Source organism: Microbacterium kribbense, from assembly GCF_039537285.1.
GTDB lineage: Bacteria > Actinomycetota > Actinomycetes > Actinomycetales > Microbacteriaceae > Microbacterium > Microbacterium kribbense.
Genome location: NZ_BAABAF010000002.1, coordinates 1 through 17650, shown reverse-complemented (window position 1 = coordinate 17650; position 17650 = coordinate 1). Strand labels below are relative to the sequence as shown.

The following is a 17650-nucleotide window of genomic DNA, read 5'->3' as shown; positions in this document are numbered from 1 at the left end:
CGCAGGGCGGCGCCGGGTACCCCTATATATCCACCGTCGAAGGAGAAGCCATGCAGAACCAGGGGATCGGCACCTGGGTCGCGCGTCGTGCGCAGCGCATGCGCGAAGAGGACATCGCGGTCGCGTTCCGGGACGAGCGCATCGGCTACGACGCGCTCGCTGAGCGCATCGCCCGGCTCGCGAATGCGCTGCACGAGCGCGGCGTGCAGCGCGGCGATCGCGTCGCCTACCTCGGCAACAACCACCCGTCATTCCTCGAGTCGCTGTTCGCCACCACGATGCTCGGCGCGATCTTCGTGCCGCTGAACACCCGGCTCGCCCCACCCGAGGTCGAATTCGCCGTCGACGACGCCGAGGCATCCACCCTGATCTTCCATGCCGACCTGCATGAGCTCGCCCGTGCGGGTACGTGGTCCACGAGCGCCCGCCGCCGCATCCAGGTGGGGGGGACGGCGTCGCCCGGCGTGGACGACTACGAGAGCGTCCTGGAGTCGGGCTCGACCGACGACCTCGACCGGCCGGTGGCCCTCGAGGACCCGGCGATGATCCTCTACACGTCCGGTACCACCGGACGTCCGAAGGGCGCCGTGCTCACCCACGGCAACCTCACCTGGAACTCCTTCAACGCGATTCTGGACTACGGGATCGGTGCAGGCGAACGCGTGCTGCTGATCTCGCCGATGTTCCACGTGGCATCCCTGGGCATGGGCGCACTGCCCGTGCTGCTGCAGGGCGGCACCGTCATCCTGCACGAGAAGTTCGACCCCGGCGCCGTGCTGCGCACGGTCCAGGAAGAGCAGATCACGATGCTCTCGGGCGTGCCCACCACCTTCCAGCTGCTGCAGGAGCACCCCGACTTCGCCACCACCGACATCTCCAGTCTGCGCCACCTCACATGCGGCGGCTCCACGATGCCGCAGCGGATGCTCGAGGCCTATGAGCAGCGCGGGCTGCACTTCTCGTGCGGCTACGGGATGACCGAGACGTCCCCCGGCGCGACCGCGCTGCCGCCGAGTATGAGCATCGCGAAGATGGGATCGTCCGGACTCAAGCACTTCTTCACGGATGTGAAGATCGTCGACGAGCACGGCCGCACGCTGCCGCCGGGCGAGGTCGGCGAGATCTGGGTGAGCGGTCCCAACGTCATCACCGAGTACTGGCGTCGCCCCGAGGCCACCGCCGATGCGATCGTGGACGGCTGGTTCCGGTCGGGCGACCTCGGCTCGTTCGACGAGGACGGCTACATCTACATCTCCGACCGGCTGAAGGACATGATCATCTCCGGCGGCGAGAACATCTATTCGGCCGAGGTCGAGAGTGCGATCATGCAGCTCCCGCAGATCTCGGGTGTCGCCCTGATCGGCGTGCCGGACGCCAAGTGGGGCGAGGTGCCGATCGCGATCGCCACGCAGGAGGGCGCCGCGGCGCTGAGCGCCGAAGACGTGATTGGCCAGTTGCAGGGACGCCTGGCGAAGTACAAGATCCCTCGTGCGGTCGTGTTCGTCGACGAGCTGCCCCGGACCGCCAGCGGCAAGATCCGCAAGGCCGACCTGCGCCAGACGTACCCGACCCTGCCCGGCACGTCCGAGCCGGCGGCATCATGACGGCCGCCGCCCCCGAGGAGACCATCACCCGTATCGTCGCGGTCGCGCAGGCGCGCTCCCGTCGGCGCCGAATGCGTCCGAAGCGAGCGCTGCTGGGCCTGGCGGGCATCCTGGCATTCCTGATCATCTGGGAGGCCGCCGCGCGCAGCGGCCTGGTCAACGGGAAGTACCTGCCGCCCCCGACCGAAGTGATCCCCCAGCTCGCGCAGATCGCGACACTGGGCGACTTCTGGCTCGCCGTCGGCGACACGCTGATCGCCTGGGCGCTGGGACTCCTGATCGCCGTCGTGCTCGCGTGCGTCCTCGGTGTGGTCATCGGCCTGTCGCCCTTCTTGCGGCGGGCCACGCACTCCACCGTCGAGTTCCTCCGCCCGATCCCCTCGGTCGCGCTCATCCCGCTGGCGGTGCTGCTGTTCGGCGTGCGGATCGAGTCGAGCCTGCTGCTGATCGTGTACGCCGCGTTCTGGCAGGTGTTCATCCAGGTGCTGTACGGCGTCGCCGACGTCGACCAGGTGGCGATGAGCACGGGCCGCAGCTACGGGTTCTCGGCGTGGCAGCGCATCAAGGACATCGTGTTCCCGACCACCCTCCCCTACCTGATGACGGGTCTGCGGCTGGCTGCCGCGGTGGCGCTGATCCTGGCGATCACGGCCGAGCTGATCATCGGCACGCCGGGTCTCGGACTCGAGATCCTCAGCGCCCAGAACGCCGGGCTGTACACCACGATGTACGCACTCGTGCTGGCGACCGGGCTGCTCGGCGTCGTGATCAACTTCGGCGCCCGCGCGCTGGAGCGGCGCCTGCTGAGCTGGCACCACTCCGTGCGAGAGGAGGCGGCCTCGTGAAGAAACTGATCACCGGCATCGGATTCGTCCTCGGTCTGCCCATCATTCTCATCCTGCTGTGGTGGCTGTCGACGCTGCTCTCACCGAACTTCTTCGTCCCCGCGCCGGGTGAACTGGTCACCACCTTCTTCCGCGTCTGGTTCGGCCCGGCATTCTGGGAGGATGTGCTGCCCAGCATCGGCCGGTTCGCCGTGGGAGTGATCGCGGCGATCGTGCTCGGCATCCTGCTGGGCGTCCTGATCGGCCTCAACCGCACGCTGCGCTCGATCACCGAGCCGGTGTTCGAGTTCTTCCGCGCCCTCCCGGCGCCCGCACTGATCCCCGCACTGCTGCTGCTGTTCGGGCCCACCGATGCGGAGAAGATCTTCCTCATCGCGCTGGCCAGCATCTGGCCCGTGCTTCTGAACACGATCGAGGGCGTGCGGGCCGCCGACCCGGTGCAGAACGAGACCAGCCGCTCGTACGGCATCTACGGGTTCAACCGAGTGCGCTATCAGATCCTGCCGTCGGCTGCCCCGCAGATCCTCGCCGGGGTGCGGCAGTGCCTGCCGATCGGCCTGATCCTGATGGTCATCTCCGAGATGTTCGCGACGACCTCCGGGCTGGGCTTCTCGATCATCCAATTCCAGCGACGGTTCGCGATCCCCGAGATGTGGTCGGGCATCCTGGTGCTGGGCTTGCTCGGCTACGCCGTCGCGATCATCTTCCGCGTCTTCGAACGACGCATGCTGCGTTGGTACCACGGACTGAAGGACCTCGAGAATGCTGCCTGACACTCCCCTGAACACGATCACCGGCGGGCGCACCCTCCCCGCCGCAGACACCCTGCTGTCGGTGCGCGGACTGAAGAAGGTGTACAGCACCGACGGCGGCGACATCGAAGCCGTCCGCGACCTCACGTTCGACCTGGGCAAGAACGAGCTGACGTGCCTGGTGGGTCCGTCCGGCTCGGGCAAGACCACGCTGTTGAAATGCATCGCAGGCCTGCTCGCTCCGACCGAGGGCGAGGTCGTCCTCGGCGGTGAGAAGATCACGGCGCCTCCGAAGAACATGGCCGTGGTCTTCCAGGAGTATGGCCGATCCCTGTTCCCTTGGCTGCGGGTCGCCGAGAACGTCGAACTGCCGCTGAAGAACGCCGGGATGCCGAAGGCGCAGCGCGCGGAGCTGGTGGCCGAGGCGCTGGAGAACGTGGGGCTGGATCACGTCCCCCGCTCCTACCCGTGGCAGCTGTCCGGCGGCATGCAGCAGCGCGTGGCGATCGCGCGCGCGATCGCCTACCAGCCTGAGGTCCTGTTGATGGACGAGCCGTTCGCGGCGGTGGATGCGCAGACCCGTGCCGACCTGGAGGACCTCGTACGCCGCGTGCGCAAGAGGCTGGGCATCTCGATCCTGTTCGTCACGCACGACATCGACGAGTCCGTCTACCTCGGCGAGCGCGTCATCATGCTCTCGAGTTCGCCGACAGTCGTGCAGCAGGACCTGATCGTCGATCTGGGCGAGGAGCGCGACCAGCTCGAGACGCGCTCGCTTGCCCGGTTCACCGAACTGCGGCACTTCGTCTACGAGCAGATCCAGCTCGCGAAGAGGGGTGCCCGCGCGGACGTCGCGGCGACATGACGCAGCCGGCCGGGCGCCGGCTCGGCGTCCGGCTGACCGGCGCGCTCGGCTATCTCTCGATGGCGGGCTCGCTGTCGACAGACCTCTATCTGCCCGCGTTCCCCGACATCTCCGCCGACCTCGGCGCGCCGGCATCGGTCGTGCAGCTGACGCTGACCGCGTTCCTGATCGGCTCGGCGCTGGGCCAGCTCGTGATCGGGTCGATCTCGGACGTCTTCGGCCGACGCCGCACGCTGATCGTCGCCCTCGCCGTCTTCACCGTCTGCTGCTTCCTCGCCGTCGCGAGCCCCGTGATCGGCATGCTGATCTTTGTCCGTGGCGTGCAGGGCTTCGCCGGCGCGGCGGGTTCGGTCCTCGCGCGCGCGGTCGTGGCCGACCTCAGCGCGCCGGGCGAGGCGGTGCGGGCCTTCAGTCGACTGTGGATCATGACGGCGCTGGGCCCCGCGGTCGCCAGCCCGCTGGGTGCGCTGCTCACCCAGGTCGGCGGCTGGCGGACGGCGCTGCTGGGACTCGCGGTGCTGGCGACCGGGATGCTGCTGACCGCGGCGTTCGCGATTCCCGAGAGCCTTCCGCACGAGCGACGACACCCTGCCACACCCCGCGCGATCGGCCACGCCATGGCCCGGTTGCTGCGCGATCGGCGCTTCGCGGGCTGGGCGATCGCGTTCGCGACGGCCTATGCCGGCCTGATGGCCTACATCGGCTCGTCGTCGTTCATCGTGCAGGACGTCCTGGGCATCACCGCGATCGGATACGGCTTCACGTTCACCGCGACGTCGGTCGCCGTGATGCTGGGCGCATGGTTGAGCGGAAGGCTCGCCGCGTGCTGGACACCGGCCGGAGCGCTGCGCTCCGGCCAGCTGCTCGCGCTCGGCGCCGCCCTGCTCACCTGGGCACTCGCCCTGACGCAGTCGCTGACGCTCGCGACGTATCTGCCGCTGGTGGTGGCCTTCTGCATCGGATGCGGCACGATGATGTCGACCGCATCGGCACTCGACATCGGTGCGGCGGGCCGCAGTGCCGGCACCGGGTCGGCGCTGATCGGCTTCACCCAGTTCGTCCTGGGTGCGATCGCATCGCCGCTGGGCGGCATCGCAGGCACCGGCACGGCCGTCCCCGCCGCGATCGTCATGACGATCTGTCCCGTGATCGGCGTCGTGGCGGCATCCGCCGCCGCGCGGGTGCGGGCACGTGACCGCCGGCCGTCGTGACTTGCCGCGAATGGTCGGAATGATCCGGGGGATTCCGACCATTCGAGGAAACTGAAGGGTCGTTCATGTCAGTGCGGGACAGGGACGGATGCCGCGCGCGGCCTGCGGCCTACTTCGCGCCGGCCTGGCCGACGTTGCGCATGGCGAAGCCGCCGCCGTCGACGTAGAGGATCTGGCCCGATACCCAGCGTGCAGCGTCGGTGGAGAGGAACAGAGCCGCCGAGGCGATGTCCCAATTGTTGCCCTCCACGCCCATCGCGACGTTCTGCCGGCGGATCTCACGCTGCTTCTGGTCCATGCCGTGTGCGGCGAACGCGCCCCAGATCATTCCCACCCGCACGCAGTTGACGCGGATGCGCCGTGGCGCGAGCGTCGCGGCAGCACCGGTCGTGAGCTTCTCCAGCGCCGCCTTCGCGATGCTGTAGGGCAGGCCGGGCCCGCGGCCCTCGGCGGCGCCGGATGAGATCAGCACTGCCGAACCACCCTCAGTCATATGCTTCTGCGCGTGCCGCAGCAGATACCACGCGGACTTCAGGTTCAGGTCCATCGCGAAATCCCACGCTTCGACGCTCGTCTCGAAGATGCCCTCCACCCCACCTCCGCCGATCGAATCGGCGACGACGTCGATGCGTCCGAACCGCTCGAGGACCGCATCCACCGTCCGTGCGACATCCGCGTCGTCGGTCATGTCCACGATGAACGCCTCAGCGACACCGCCTGCCGCACGGAGGCCGTCCACGGTGCGCTGCGCCGCGCCGGCGTCGCGGTCCAGCACGGCCACGGCCGCGCCGTTGCGATGGTACAGCCACGCCATCGCGAATCCGACCCCGCCCTCCGGTCCGGAAAGGCCTCCACCGGCGACCACCGCGACCTTGCCGTCCAGCCACGGCGGGCCGGCCGAGGCCAACGCGTCGGTGACCGGGAATTCCCACGTGGACGGGTCGCTGGGCTGCATCGGGTGGCTCCTTCGCAATGGATGACAACTCCACCCTGGTCGCACCCGGCGTCCGACACCCCGCCGATTTCGCGGGGCGGAAGCCCGATCAACGGCGGCGCTCAGCGGGCGGCGCTGTCGGCGAGGGCAGCGCGGCAGGACTGCAGCATCGTGCCCAGCTGTGTCACCTCTGCCGGCGACAGGCCTGCCGTCATCTCTTGCTCGATCTCGACCGCCTTCACGTACATTCGGTCCAGAAGCTCGTTCGCAGCATCGGTGAGCAGGATGCGCATCTGTCGGCGCGACGCCGGGTCGGGTACCCGGCGCACCAGGCCGCGGGACTCGAGCGCGCCCAGCAGCTGGGTCATGCTCTGTGCGCGCACGAACGACATCCGCGCCAGCTGCGCGGCGATGAGCCCTGGATGCCGTCGCAGCACCGTGAGCGCCGTGTACTGGATCGTCGTGATGCCGTGGGCCGCGGTCAGTTCATCCAGGCGCGAGCGGACCGCGAGCTCGACCTGTTTGATCAGGTAGAGCATCGTGGCCGGCGGCAGCGCGGTCTCTGCTGGCGCCGCAGCCGGTGTGCTAGTGGACATCGGCGGTGAGCTCCTCATGCCGCACGGCGCCACCTGCCGCCGGCGGACGACGACGGGAACGCCACCACGACGCGGCGCCGGCCACCGATGGCACGATGCCCCGGGGCAGGAGCAGCAGGAACACGACCAGCACGATGCCATAGCCGGCGTACTGCAGGATCGGGCCCGCCGTCGGCGGCAGCCCGGGCAGCGTCGCCAGCGCACTGAGCAGCTGCAGCCACAGGCTGATCGCCACTGCGCCGACCACACCGCCCCACAGGGTTCCGAGGCCCCCCACCATCGCCATGATGACGTAGCCGAACGAGGCCAGCGGTGGGTAGGTGTCCTGGCTGACGAACGGCGTGAAGAACGCGCCGATGCCCCCGGCCAGCCCGGCGAAGGCCCCGGCGATCGCGAAGACGACGATCTTGCTGCGCAGCACCGAGACCCCGCTGGAGGCCGCCGCGGTCTCGCTGCCGGCCAGGGCGCGGATGCCGCGGCCGAACCGGGAGTTCACGAGATTGTGCGCGGTCACCATGGCAGCGGCCAGGACCACGAGGGCGAGGTATGCATAGGGCAGCTGGCCGCTGAGGACGATCGGTCCGACCGACAGCGGTGGGATGCCGAAGATGCCGACGCCGCCGCCCAGGAACGGCACCGTCGCCATGACGGTCTGCAGGATCAGTAGCACCGCCAGGGTGCCGAACGCGAGGTAGTGCCCGCGCAGGCGCAGCAGGGGCCAGCCGATGAGGGCGGCCACGATCGCGCCGAGCACGGGTGCCAGCACCAGGGTGAGCAGCGGCGGCCACCCGAGGTTGACGGTCAGCGTCGCAACGGTGAGCCCGCCGATCGCGACGAACGCACTCTGGCCCAGCGAGACCTGCCCGGCGTATCCCATGAACAGTGACAACCCGGTCACGACCACGGCCGCGAGCACCGTCTGCACGAAGAACGTCAGATCGGTCAGGACCAGCGGGAGCAGCCCCAGGAGGATGAAGATCACGGCGGCGACGATCCAGCGCACCGGCCCCAGGACCGGACGCACCCGCAGAGCACTCGTGCTCATTTCGCCTCCTCCTCAGTCATCGTGCCGGCGCGCACGATCATGATGATCAGCATCATCAGCAGAGCGACCGGGGTCTGGTAGGAGCCGTTGCCGTAGGCGGCGACCAGCTGTCCGACCACACCCAGGATCACCGCGCCCAGGAACGTCATCCAGGGGCTGCGCAGACCGCCGAAGATCGCGGCCGCGAAGCCGCTGAGGATCAGCGGAAGGTCCGAGGCGACCGAGATGGCCGTGGTGGGCGCGATCAGCACCCCGGCAAGGCCACCCAGCGCACCCGCGATGCCGAACGCGACCAGCCCCATCATGCGGGTGTTGATGCCCACCAGCCGTGCCGCATGCGGGTTGGATGCCGCCGCCGTCAGCGCCTTGCCGATGTCGGTGCGGGCGAAGAACAGGCTGAGCAGGGCGAAGGTGACAAGTGCCACCAGGAAGACGAGGATGCGCTGGTTCTCCAGGCTCACACCGAAGACGTCGATCGAGCCGGGCACCCCCGGCGGCGAGACGGGCGTCTGCCCCCACACCCACACGACCACGGCCTCGGCGATCATGCCGAGCCCCAGCGTGATCAGCAGCGCGATCATCGGCGGTGTGCCGCGTTTGCCGATCGCCGCGATCCCCAGGGCCACGCCGATCGCGACGCAGCAGAGCACAGCGACCAGTTCTGCGAGCCCGTGCGGCAGGATGCCACCGAGCAGAGAGTAGGAGATCATCGCGCCGAACACGGCCAGCATGCCCTGCGCGAAGTTGAGCACGTGCGTGACCCGATAGACGACGACCAGGCCGCTGCCGACCAGCGCGAAGGATCCGGCCAGCGCCAGCCCGGACAGGACGAAGGTGATGAAGTCCGCCACGATCAGCCCTCCGTCCCTTCGACGTCCAGGCCACCGAAGTACGCGTCCTGAAGTTCCGGGGCATCGCGCAGCTGCGCCGTCGATCCCGCGGCGACGATCTGCCCGGATTCGAGCACGTAAGCGCGCGAGCACAGTTCGAAGGCCAAGCCGACCTCCTGTTCGATCAGCAGCACGGCAGTGCCCTGCGAGCGGTTGAGCACGGCGAGGTGCTCGACGAGCTGGGCGGCGATCATCGGCGCGAGCCCCAACGACAGCTCGTCGACGACGAGCAGATCGGGCCGGGCCATCAGGGCGCGCCCGACCGCCACCATCTGCTGCTGACCACCCGAGAGCGTGTCGGCGCGCTGCCGGCGCAGCCGCTGCAGATCGGGCAGCAGCTCGTAGATCGGACCGGTGTCCTTCGGGCGGTGTCGCCACGCGCCCAGCCGCAGGTTGTCCTCGACGCTGAGCTCGCCGAACATCTGCCGCCCCTCGGGCACCTGCGCCACGCGCCCGCCGACGTGGATGCGGCCGGACACGGGTCTGACCAGTCCCGAGATCGCGTTCACCAGCGACGTCTTGCCCGCACCGTTGGGGCCCACCAGGGCGACCAGTTCCGCGTCATCCACCCGCAGCGACACGCCGTCCAGCGCTGTGGCCGCACCGTAGCGGACGACCAGATCGTCGACCTCGAGCATCATGCCGCGGCCCCCTTGCCCAGGTATGCCGAGATGACGCGCGGATTGCGGCGGATCTCGTCAGGGGTGCCGTCGGCGATGACCTCACCCAGATCCAGAACCGTGATCCGGTCGGCGAGGCTGGTCACCATCGACACGTCGTGCTCGATCAGCATGATCGTCATGCCGCCGCGGTGCAGCTGCCGGATCAGCTGCGCCAGGTCGCGGCGCTCGTTGGCCCGCAGGCCCGACGCCGGCTCGTCCAGCAGCAGCAGCTTCGGCTGTGCCGTCAGAGCCCGAGCCAGCTGCAGTCGCCGCTGCTGCCCCAATGGCAGCTGCTCGGCGTCGCGGTCCGCCCAGTCCGCCAACCCCACCTGGGCCAGCGCCTCGTATGCGGCGGCGAAGATCTGCCGTTCCTCGCGCCGATGCCGCGGCAGGCGCAGCACGGCGCTGGCCGCCCCCGCCCGGGTGCGCGCCGTGGCACCCACCGCGACGTTGGCCAGCACCGACATCCCCGGGAAGATCCGCGCCCCCTGGAACACGATCGCGATGCCGAGCTGTGCCCTCCGATGCGGCGGCAGCCGGTCGATGTGCTGCCCGTCCAGGGTGATGCGGCCCGAATGCGGGTGCAGGTGTCCGCTGATCATGGTGAACAGCGTCGACTTGCCCGCCCCGTTCGGGCCGATCACCCCGCGCAGTTCGCCATCGGCCACGGCGAGCGAGACGTCTCGCGCCGCGTAGACACCGCCGAAGGCCCGGGAGAGCCGGTCCACTTCGAGCATGGCTACTTCGGTGTGTCCGTCTTGAATCGGTTCAGCTGGTAGTCGGTGGCCTTCCACACGCCGTTTTTGACGACCATGATGCCGATGGCGCTGGCATCCAGGCCCATGTGATCGGTCTTGCTGTAGTGGTAGTGGCCGTTCGGGGTGAGCAGGTCGGTCGCTTCCAGCGCATCGCGGATCTTGCCGCGGTCGGTCGACCCGGCCTTCTCGATCGCGTTCTTGAGCAACTCGATCGCGGTCGCGCCGCCGTAGGCGAACTCGGGCGGGTTCACATTGTTGTTCTGGGCGCGCCACGGCGTTGCCACGGCCATCACCAGGTCCTTGTACGGGCCGGCGGGGATGGCATCCGGATCCAGCGCGGCGGTCGTGGCGCCGATGACGCCCTCAGCGGCGGCGCCGGACGGCTGCAGCCACAGGTTGGAGGCCTGCGAGCCGGTCACATAGAAGTGCACGCCCTTGCCGGCGATCTGCTTCGTGATGATGACCGGTGCGGGCCCGGAGCCCCACTGCACGAACGCGTCGGGCCCCGCTGCGACGACCTTGGTGATCAACGGTGTGAAGTCCGTCGCCGCCGGGTCGTAGGCCTCGTCGACCACGATCTTCATTCCGGCCGCCTCGACCAGGCTCTTGGTCGACTTCTCGCCGGTCTGACCGTACAGGTCTGTGCCGGTGTAGGCGACGGCGACCGTCTTGACGCCGATCGACTTCCAGTAGTCCACGAGCGCGGCGGCATAGATCTTGGTGCTGCCCGGCGAGGTGAACGCATACGGGTTGCTGCCGTCGACGTACTGATCGACGGGGCTGAGCGCGATCGTCGGGATCTTGTACTGCTCGATGCTGGAGCTGACCGCCAGCGCCGCGGACGTCATCGAGCTCGCGAGCATCGCCGAGTAGCTGCTGTCCGAGGCCATCTGGTTGAACTGCTTGACCGACTCGGTGGGGTTGGTCTTGTCGTCGGCGACCGTCAGCTGGATCTGCCGACCGTCGATGCCGCCGGCCTTGTTGATGTCGGCGACCGTCTGCTCGGCGGCCTCCTTGTCGCCGGCGCCCAGGGCCGCCAACGGACCGGTCAACGGCATGACCGCACCGATCTTGATGGGCCCGCTGGTGCTGCCCGACGGAGTCGCGCCGCCACTGCCGGAACACCCGGCCAGGGCGATCGCCGTGAGGGATGCCGTCGCGAACGCGGCGACGGCAAGCAAGGTCTTGGATTTCATGGTCACTCCGATTCATCGCCGAATGCAGAAGCCGGGGCCATTATCAGGTTGCCTGACTGTCAGGAAGTATGTGCCTCTCGAAAGGCCGCGTCAATACCCGCGGCCAGAATCGATGCCGGGCTGTGACATCCGACACCCCCCTTGTGCAATCCTTCAGAGCTCCGATAATTGGCAACGTCAATAACTGCCGAACCGAGGAGTTCGCATGACCAGACGATTCACCCGTGCCCTCACCACTATCGCCGCGGCCGCGGCGATAGTGCTCACCGGCGGCATCGCCGCCCAGGCCGACGTCACCACGACCACGACCACCGCCACCCACGTCACCGGGACCCTCCCCGATGGCGCGACCTGGGTCGCCGACAGACCCGCCGTCTGGAACGGCGTGCTCGTCCTGTACAGCCACGGTTTCGGCCCGCTGAACGCAGTCGATGCGCCGGACCCCGCCAGCCATCAGGCGCTGCTCGATTCGGGCTACGCACTGGTGGGGTCCTCGTACAGCGGCCCGACCTGGTGGGCCCTGGCCTCCGCCACCGACGACCAGTTCGCGGCTCTCGCCGCGGCCACGCCGATCATCGGCCGGCCCGAGCAGGTGCTCGCACTGGGCACGTCGATGGGCGGACTCATCAGCGCACAGGAGGCCGAGCGCGCCGACGGCCGGATCGACGGCGCGCTGACGACCTGCGGGCTGCTCGGCGGCGGGGTGAACCTGAACAACTATCAGCTCGACGGCGAGCACGCCATCGCGCAGCTGCTGGCTTCGGACCCCGACATCCAGCTCGTCGACTACACGTCTCAGGATCAAGTGCAGGCGGCGACGGCGGCACTGACGGATGCCGTGACCACCGGTCAGCAGACCGCTCAGGGCCGCGCCCGCATCGCGCTGGCGGCGGCGCTGCTGCAGACGCCCGACTGGATCAGCGGCGACACCCCGCCCACGTCGTTCGTCGAGCAGGAGGCGCAGGAGGCCGCATGGCTGCCCCCGCAACTGGGCTTCGTCATCTCGGGACGCCCCACGATCGAGGCATCCGCGGGCGGCAACGCGTCCTGGAACATCGGCGTCGACTACGCGACGCTGATCCGCCAGTCGGACCGGTACCCGCAGGTCCGTGCGCTGTACCGAGCGGCGGGGCTCGACCTCGACGCCGATCTGCGCACGCTGACCCGCACGGCCGACATCGCGCCCGACACCGCCGCGCTGCGAAGCCTCACGGCGACCTCCACGCTCACCGGGCGGATCACCGTGCCCGAGCTGACCATGCACACCATCAGCGACCAGCTCGCACCTATCACGTACGAGAACCTGTACCGTGCCCAGGTGACCCACGCCGGCCAGGGCCACCTGCTGCGCCAGGTGTTCACGCAGTCGATCGGGCACTGCAACTTCACGCCCGCCGAGATCGTCGGTGCGCTGAACACGGTGCACACGCGGGTGTCCACCGGTCACTGGCCGAGCACGACGGCGCACGCGATGACGACGGCGGCGGATGCCACCGGCTACGGTGACAGCAGCTTCATCACCTACCGTCCGGCGAAGTTCGTCAATGCGCGCACGTACTCACCGGCCGCATCGCACCCGTCCGGGCGCTGAAACACGGGATGCACTACGGGGTGCTGCCCCGCAGTGCATCCCGCGCGCGGCGCAGGTAGTCCGCGAAGGCGACGCTCTCCTCGTCGGTGAAGCCGGTGGTCAGCAGTGCCTCCAGCCGGTCGACGCGGGGACGCGCCGCCGCGACCGCGGCCGTGCCCGCCGCGGTCAGATACAGCCGGAACCGGCGGGCGTGCTCGGGGTCGCGATCACGGCGCACCAGCCCGGCCTCCAGCAGCGGATCGATGGTCTGCGCCATCGTCTGGGCACGGACGAACGAGCGGCGGGCCAGCTCCGAGCTGGTGATGCCGGGACGGCGCTCGAGCACGGTCAGTGCGGTGTATTGGGACGTCGTCATGCCCGCCGCCGCGCACGCCGCCTCGATGTACGGGCGCAGCGCGAGCTCGAGCTGCTTGATGACGTAGGTGTGGTTGCTGTGCCGCACCCCATCCCCGTCATCATCCCCCGCGCCGCGACGCTCCTGCCTCATTCTGCAAGGATAGGTGCTTCCCTTCGGTATTTCAGGTAGCCTGATACTCATCATCTGATATCCCAGAGTGACGAGGCTCTGACCCCAAGCACGACGCGACGACGCGAGAGAGACGACATGGCTGAGAACAAAGTGTCAGTGACCGTGGATCAACTGCCCCAGCTGGCCGGCAAGAAGTTCGGCCCCTCCAGCTGGCGGCCGGTGACGCAGGACGAGGTGGACCTCTATGCGCGGCTGTCGGGCGATGACAATCCCATCCACGTGGATGCCGACTTCGCCGCGTCGACCCCGTTCGGCACCCGCATCGCACATGGCCTGCTGACCTTGAGCCTGGTCGTGCCGCTGATGCGTGAGGTGTTCGAGGTGACCGAGGTGGGCATGGGCATCAACTACGGCTTCAACCGAGTGCGCTTCCCCGCACCGGTACCGGTGGGCGCCAGCATCCGGGTGCACGGCGAGGTGACGAAGGTCACCGACGTCGGCGGCGGCTGGCAGATCGAGGTGCCGATCACGTTCGAGGTCGACAGCGGCAGCAAACCCGCGTGTGTGGCCGAGCTGGTGCTGAGGTACTACAAGTGAGCGCGCCGATCCGCCTGGACGGCAAGGTGGCCATCGTCACCGGCGCCGGGCGCAGCCTGGGCAAGGCCTACGCGATCGCGCTGGCCGGCGCCGGTGCCGCCGTCGTGGTCAACGACGTCGACGAGCAGACCGCCGCGCAGACCGTCACCGAGATCACCGACGCCGGCGGCAAGGCCGTCGCCGTGATCGCCCCGGTCGGCCCCACCGAAACCGCCGACGCACTGGTGGATGCCGCCACCACGCACTTCGGGCGCCTGGACGTGCTTGTGGCCAACGCCGGCATCTTGCGCGACCGGGTGCTGTGGAAGATGGGCGACGACGACTTCGACCTGGTCATCGCCACGCACCTGCGCGGCTCGTTCACGTGCGGCCGTGCCGCGGCCACCGCGATGCGGACGCAGGGCACCGGCGGGCGGATCATCCTGATCGGCTCACCGGCGGGTCAGTTCGGCAGCTTCGGACAGACCAACTACGCCACCGCCAAGGCCGGCCTGGTCGCGATGGCCCGCACCTGGTCGCTGGAACTGGCCCGGGCCGGCATCACCGCCAACGCCGTCATCCCCACCGCCCTGTCGCCGATGACCGCGACCATCCCCGCCTACACCCAGGTCTACGAGGACTACGTGGCCGGGGGGGAGATCCCCACCGAATACCGCCGCGACCACGCCCTGGGCACCCCCGCGGATGTGGCATCCCTGATCGTCTGGCTGGCCTCCGACGCCGCCGCCGACGTGACCGGGCAGGCCATCGGCATCGGCGGCGACCGGCTCTCGCTGTACGCCCACCCCACCGTGCTGCGCCATCTCGACCACGACGGCGGCTGGAGCGCCGACCAGATCGACACGGCCTGGCGCACCGAACTCGCCGCCCAGGCCCAGCACTCCGGACCGCCGGAGTCCTGAGATGCGCGCGCGGTATGCCGACCTCTGGCAGGCGCTGGCGCGCGCCCTGCCCGACCGTGCCGCGATCCGTGCGATCGACGGCACGACTTACAGCTACGCCCGATTCGCCCGCGAGGCGGGCGCGCTGGCGGCGACGCTGGGCGCCCGCGGACTGCGGCGCGGAGATCGGGTGGCCCTGCTGCTGTACAACCGGCCGGAGTTCCTGATCACGTTCTTCGCGTGCCTGGCCACCGGGATGATCGCAGTGCCGTTGAACTACCGGCTGCGCGCCGGCGAGGCGGCGGCGCTGCTCGATGACGCCGACGCGGCGGCGCTGGTCTACCCGACCTCCCTGACCGACGTGGCCACCGACGCCGTGGCCCAGGCGCACGGCGACCCGCTGCTGGTGGCCGTCACCGATGACCAGCGCACCGGCGCACCGGGCATCGCATGGACCGACGCGGTCAGCGGCGATGCTCCGCTGCCTTCGGCCGCGCCGGACGGCGGGGAGTTCTGGATCTACACCGGCGGCACCACCGGGCGGCCCAAGGCGGTGCGCTGGGGCGAGCAGGACATGTTCGAGGCACAGATGGTCGCCACCTACACGCTGTCCGAACGCCCCTCGCCAACCACGCTCGACGAGGCCGTTCAGATCGCGGCCGACCCGCGGTACCCGACCATGGTGAACCTGCCGCTGGCTCCGTTCCTGCACGGCACGGCTCTGACCACGTCGATGAACACGCTGACTCTGGGCGGCACCGTGCTGACCACCTGCTCGCCGCGGCTGGATGCCGAGGCCGCAGTGCGATTCGCCAACGACGAGAGCGCCACCCGCATCATCGTCGCCGGCGACGCCGTCACGATCCCGCTGGTCGAGGCGGCCGAGCGGCTCGACGTGGGCTTCCCGACGGTGACCTCGGTGATGAGCTCGGGCATGCGGTTCAGCCCCGACAGCAAACGGCGCCTGCACGCACTGGGCACGCTCACGATCATCGACCTGCTGGCCTCTTCCGAGGGCGGCATGTTCGCCATCACCACGACGACCGGCCCCGACGACCTGCCCGGCCGCCCCCTGCTGGCGCCGACCGCGGTCGTCCTCGACGAGAACCAGCGCGACGTGCAGAACCAGCCTGGTGCGCTGGGCATCCTCGCCCAGCACGGCGCGCTGCCGCTGGGCTACTACGGTGACGCAGAGAAGACCGCCGCGACGTTCCCGGTCATCGACGGGGTGCGGTATGTGGTGCCCGGCGACTGGGTGCGTGTGGAGGAGGACCGGTACATCGAGTTCCTCGGCCGCGGCAGCGGCGTCATCAACACCGGCGGTGAGAAGGTCTACCCGCTCGAGGTCGAAGAAGCCCTGCTGACCCACCCCGCCGTCGCCGACGCCGTCGTGCTGGGCGTGCCCGACCCGCGCTTCGGCGAGTTGGTCACCGCCGTCGTGCAGCGCGCCGGCGACGTCAGCGCCGACGAGCTGCTCGGACACGTGGACGGCATCCTCGCCGGCTACAAGAGACCACGGCACATCCTCTTCCGCGCCACGATGGACCGCACCCCCACCGGCAAGGTCGACATCGCCCGGCTGCGCGAGGAGGTCGTCCACGACCGGGAACAGGAGCACCCCGAATGACTGATCTTGACCGCATCCGCGCGATCGACACGCACGTGCACATCCAGGTCGACGACAGCGGCCGCTACGGCGCCTCGGACGAGCAGCGCCAAGCCATGGACCGGTACTTCGGCAGCAGCGAACCGGCCCGCACCGTCGACGAGACCGCCGCGTACTACCGGGAGCGGAACATGATCGCCGTGGTGTTCACCGTCGATGCCACCACCAACACCGGGCACGCCCCCAACAGCACCGACGACATCATCGCCGGCGCCGCCCGCAACCCCGACACCCTGATCGCCTACGGCACCGTAGACCCGCTGGGCGGCGCCGCCGCCCTGGACGAGCTGCACCGGCAGATCAGCCTCGGCGTGCACGGATTCAAGTTCCACCCCACCGTGCAGGGCTTCGACCCCTCGGACCTGCAGTTCGACCCGCTGTTCACCGCGATCGAGCAGGCCGGACTGCCGATCGTGGTGCACACCGGGCAGACCGGCGTCGGCGCCGGCGTCCCGGGCGGCCTCGGCCTGCGGCTGGGACTGTCCAACCCGATGCTGCTGGACGAGGTCGCCGCCCGGCACCCGCAGCTGCAGATCGTGATGGCCCATCCCAGCGTGCCCTGGCAGGACGAAGCGATCTCGATCGCCACGCACAAAGCCAACGTCTGGATCGACCTGTCCGGCTGGTCCCCCAAATACTTCAGCTCCGCCCTCGTGCGCGCCACCCGCACCTACCTCAAGCACAAGATGCTCTTCGGCTCCGACTTCCCCGCCCTCACCCCCGACCGCTGGCTGCGCGACTTCACCGCACTCGAACTCCCCGACGACGTCGTACAACTCGTCCTCAAAGACAACGCCGTGCGACTGCTGGGCCTGGACGGCACCGGCGCGGCGTGATTCCTATTTCACTCTTGCCATTACCTATCTAGATAGGTATCGTGTCAGATGAGGGCACGATGCCGCGTCCTCCCGTGAACCCGGAAGGATCCGTAACGTGTCACGTTCCTCTTCTGCCACGCATCCGCTTGCGGCCCGTGAGCTCGTCCATGATTTCTCGTTGGAGATGACGGGGAAGGATGTCCCGGGTCTGTTGGAGGCGCGGGAGGTGATCCCGCAGGGCACGAAGGTCAATGTGACGTTCCTGGGTAA

18 protein-coding genes are annotated in these 17650 nt (G+C 69.1%); 10 read left to right on the top strand and 8 right to left on the bottom strand.

All coding sequences use genetic code 11. The features are described from left to right. Nucleotides 1-50: 50 nt before the first annotated feature. The 5 genes from menE to ABD705_RS03200 are packed head-to-tail and all read left to right on the top strand — an operon-like array spanning nucleotide 51 to nucleotide 5277. Nucleotides 51-1604 carry an o-succinylbenzoate--CoA ligase gene (gene menE, locus ABD705_RS03220; protein ID WP_344780472.1) on the top strand — a complete coding sequence of 518 codons (1554 nt, stop codon included), beginning with the start codon at nucleotides 51-53 and terminating at the stop codon, nucleotides 1602-1604. Further along, a complete protein-coding gene (locus ABD705_RS03215; protein WP_425562022.1) occupies nucleotides 1601-2449 on the top strand; it encodes an ABC transporter permease in 849 nt (282 codons plus the stop codon). The genes menE and ABD705_RS03215 overlap by 4 nt, the downstream gene beginning before the upstream one ends. Continuing rightward, on the top strand, nucleotides 2446-3222 hold the full coding sequence (locus ABD705_RS03210; RefSeq protein WP_344780470.1) for an ABC transporter permease: 777 nt from the start codon (nucleotides 2446-2448) through the stop codon (nucleotides 3220-3222). Before ABD705_RS03215 ends, ABD705_RS03210 begins: the two co-directional genes overlap by 4 nt. Then, nucleotides 3212-4066 carry an ABC transporter ATP-binding protein gene (locus ABD705_RS03205; RefSeq protein WP_344780468.1) on the top strand — a complete coding sequence of 285 codons (855 nt, stop codon included), beginning with the start codon at nucleotides 3212-3214 and terminating at the stop codon, nucleotides 4064-4066. Before ABD705_RS03210 ends, ABD705_RS03205 begins: the two co-directional genes overlap by 11 nt. Continuing rightward, a complete protein-coding gene (locus ABD705_RS03200) occupies nucleotides 4063-5277 on the top strand; it encodes a multidrug effflux MFS transporter (protein WP_344780466.1) in 1215 nt (404 codons plus the stop codon). Before ABD705_RS03205 ends, ABD705_RS03200 begins: the two co-directional genes overlap by 4 nt. Before the next feature lie 109 nt (nucleotides 5278-5386). On the opposite strand, the gene ABD705_RS03195 is transcribed toward ABD705_RS03200, so the two are convergent. From ABD705_RS03195 to ABD705_RS03165, 7 genes are all read right to left on the bottom strand, one after another. Then, entirely contained in the window at nucleotides 5387-6232 is an 846-nt protein-coding gene (locus ABD705_RS03195; RefSeq protein ID WP_344780464.1) for an SDR family NAD(P)-dependent oxidoreductase, read from the bottom strand. A gap of 101 nt (nucleotides 6233-6333) precedes the next feature. Then, entirely contained in the window at nucleotides 6334-6807 is a 474-nt protein-coding gene (locus ABD705_RS03190; protein ID WP_344780462.1) for a MarR family winged helix-turn-helix transcriptional regulator, read from the bottom strand. Further along, a complete protein-coding gene (locus ABD705_RS03185) occupies nucleotides 6797-7852 on the bottom strand; it encodes a branched-chain amino acid ABC transporter permease (protein ID WP_344780461.1) in 1056 nt (351 codons plus the stop codon). The genes ABD705_RS03190 and ABD705_RS03185 overlap by 11 nt, the downstream gene beginning before the upstream one ends. Further along, nucleotides 7849-8703 carry a branched-chain amino acid ABC transporter permease gene (locus tag ABD705_RS03180; RefSeq protein ID WP_344780459.1) on the bottom strand — a complete coding sequence of 285 codons (855 nt, stop codon included), beginning with the start codon at nucleotides 8701-8703 and terminating at the stop codon, nucleotides 7849-7851. Before ABD705_RS03180 ends, ABD705_RS03185 begins: the two co-directional genes overlap by 4 nt. Nucleotides 8704-8705: 2 nt before the next feature. Next, the gene (locus ABD705_RS03175) at nucleotides 8706-9383 is read right to left on the bottom strand and encodes an ABC transporter ATP-binding protein (RefSeq protein ID WP_344780457.1); all 678 of its coding nucleotides are present in this window, start codon (nucleotides 9381-9383) and stop codon (nucleotides 8706-8708) included. Then, entirely contained in the window at nucleotides 9380-10141 is a 762-nt protein-coding gene (locus tag ABD705_RS03170) for an ABC transporter ATP-binding protein (protein ID WP_344780455.1), read from the bottom strand. Before ABD705_RS03170 ends, ABD705_RS03175 begins: the two co-directional genes overlap by 4 nt. Before the next feature lie 2 nt (nucleotides 10142-10143). Then, a complete protein-coding gene (locus ABD705_RS03165) occupies nucleotides 10144-11358 on the bottom strand; it encodes an ABC transporter substrate-binding protein (protein WP_344780454.1) in 1215 nt (404 codons plus the stop codon). Between the two features lie 205 nt (nucleotides 11359-11563). Between ABD705_RS03165 and ABD705_RS03160 the strand changes: the two genes are divergently transcribed. Next, nucleotides 11564-12949 (top strand): alpha/beta hydrolase, encoded by a 1386-nt coding sequence (locus tag ABD705_RS03160; protein ID WP_344780452.1) that lies wholly within the window; start codon nucleotides 11564-11566, stop codon nucleotides 12947-12949. A gap of 13 nt (nucleotides 12950-12962) precedes the next feature. Here ABD705_RS03160 and ABD705_RS03155 read toward each other — a convergent pair whose 3' ends face one another. Beyond that, entirely contained in the window at nucleotides 12963-13436 is a 474-nt protein-coding gene (locus ABD705_RS03155; RefSeq protein WP_344780450.1) for a MarR family winged helix-turn-helix transcriptional regulator, read from the bottom strand. Between the two features lie 117 nt (nucleotides 13437-13553). Between ABD705_RS03155 and ABD705_RS03150 the strand changes: the two genes are divergently transcribed. Genes ABD705_RS03150 through ABD705_RS03135 form a run of 4 tightly spaced genes read left to right on the top strand, consistent with a single transcriptional unit; the run spans nucleotide 13554 to nucleotide 17398 of the window. Continuing rightward, nucleotides 13554-14015 carry a MaoC family dehydratase gene (locus ABD705_RS03150; RefSeq protein WP_344780448.1) on the top strand — a complete coding sequence of 154 codons (462 nt, stop codon included), beginning with the start codon at nucleotides 13554-13556 and terminating at the stop codon, nucleotides 14013-14015. Further along, nucleotides 14012-14917, top strand: coding sequence for an SDR family NAD(P)-dependent oxidoreductase (locus tag ABD705_RS03145; protein WP_425562021.1), 906 nt, complete (start codon nucleotides 14012-14014; stop codon nucleotides 14915-14917). The genes ABD705_RS03150 and ABD705_RS03145 overlap by 4 nt, the downstream gene beginning before the upstream one ends. A 1-nt stretch (nucleotide 14918) precedes the next feature. Continuing rightward, nucleotides 14919-16523, top strand: a complete 1605-nt coding sequence (locus ABD705_RS03140; protein WP_344780446.1) for an AMP-binding protein — start codon at nucleotides 14919-14921, stop codon at nucleotides 16521-16523. Beyond that, a complete protein-coding gene (locus tag ABD705_RS03135; RefSeq protein ID WP_344780444.1) occupies nucleotides 16520-17398 on the top strand; it encodes an amidohydrolase family protein in 879 nt (292 codons plus the stop codon). The genes ABD705_RS03140 and ABD705_RS03135 overlap by 4 nt, the downstream gene beginning before the upstream one ends. The last annotated feature ends 252 nt before the right edge of the window (nucleotides 17399-17650 follow it).

What these genes read in the sequence shown, in the direction of transcription:
- ABD705_RS03215 (WP_425562022.1), top strand. Translation starts at nt 1,601, where the DNA reads ATGACGGCCGCCGCCCCCGAGGAGACCATCACCCGTATCGTCGCGGTC.
- ABD705_RS03205 (WP_344780468.1), top strand. Translation starts at nt 3,212, where the DNA reads ATGCTGCCTGACACTCCCCTGAACACGATCACCGGCGGGCGCACCCTC.
- ABD705_RS03200 (WP_344780466.1), top strand. Translation starts at nt 4,063, where the DNA reads ATGACGCAGCCGGCCGGGCGCCGGCTCGGCGTCCGGCTGACCGGCGCG.
- ABD705_RS03175 (WP_344780457.1), bottom strand. Translation starts at nt 9,383, where the DNA reads ATGATGCTCGAGGTCGACGATCTGGTCGTCCGCTACGGTGCGGCCACA.
- ABD705_RS03160 (WP_344780452.1), top strand. Translation starts at nt 11,564, where the DNA reads ATGACCAGACGATTCACCCGTGCCCTCACCACTATCGCCGCGGCCGCG.
- ABD705_RS03190 (WP_344780462.1), bottom strand. Translation starts at nt 6,807, where the DNA reads ATGTCCACTAGCACACCGGCTGCGGCGCCAGCAGAGACCGCGCTGCCG.
- ABD705_RS03170 (WP_344780455.1), bottom strand. Translation starts at nt 10,141, where the DNA reads ATGCTCGAAGTGGACCGGCTCTCCCGGGCCTTCGGCGGTGTCTACGCG.
- ABD705_RS03185 (WP_344780461.1), bottom strand. Translation starts at nt 7,852, where the DNA reads ATGAGCACGAGTGCTCTGCGGGTGCGTCCGGTCCTGGGGCCGGTGCGC.
- menE (WP_344780472.1), top strand. Translation starts at nt 51, where the DNA reads ATGCAGAACCAGGGGATCGGCACCTGGGTCGCGCGTCGTGCGCAGCGC.
- ABD705_RS03195 (WP_344780464.1), bottom strand. Translation starts at nt 6,232, where the DNA reads ATGCAGCCCAGCGACCCGTCCACGTGGGAATTCCCGGTCACCGACGCG.
- ABD705_RS03135 (WP_344780444.1), top strand. Translation starts at nt 16,520, where the DNA reads ATGACTGATCTTGACCGCATCCGCGCGATCGACACGCACGTGCACATC.
- ABD705_RS03155 (WP_344780450.1), bottom strand. Translation starts at nt 13,436, where the DNA reads ATGAGGCAGGAGCGTCGCGGCGCGGGGGATGATGACGGGGATGGGGTG.
- ABD705_RS03140 (WP_344780446.1), top strand. Translation starts at nt 14,919, where the DNA reads ATGCGCGCGCGGTATGCCGACCTCTGGCAGGCGCTGGCGCGCGCCCTG.
- ABD705_RS03165 (WP_344780454.1), bottom strand. Translation starts at nt 11,358, where the DNA reads ATGAAATCCAAGACCTTGCTTGCCGTCGCCGCGTTCGCGACGGCATCC.
- ABD705_RS03150 (WP_344780448.1), top strand. Translation starts at nt 13,554, where the DNA reads ATGGCTGAGAACAAAGTGTCAGTGACCGTGGATCAACTGCCCCAGCTG.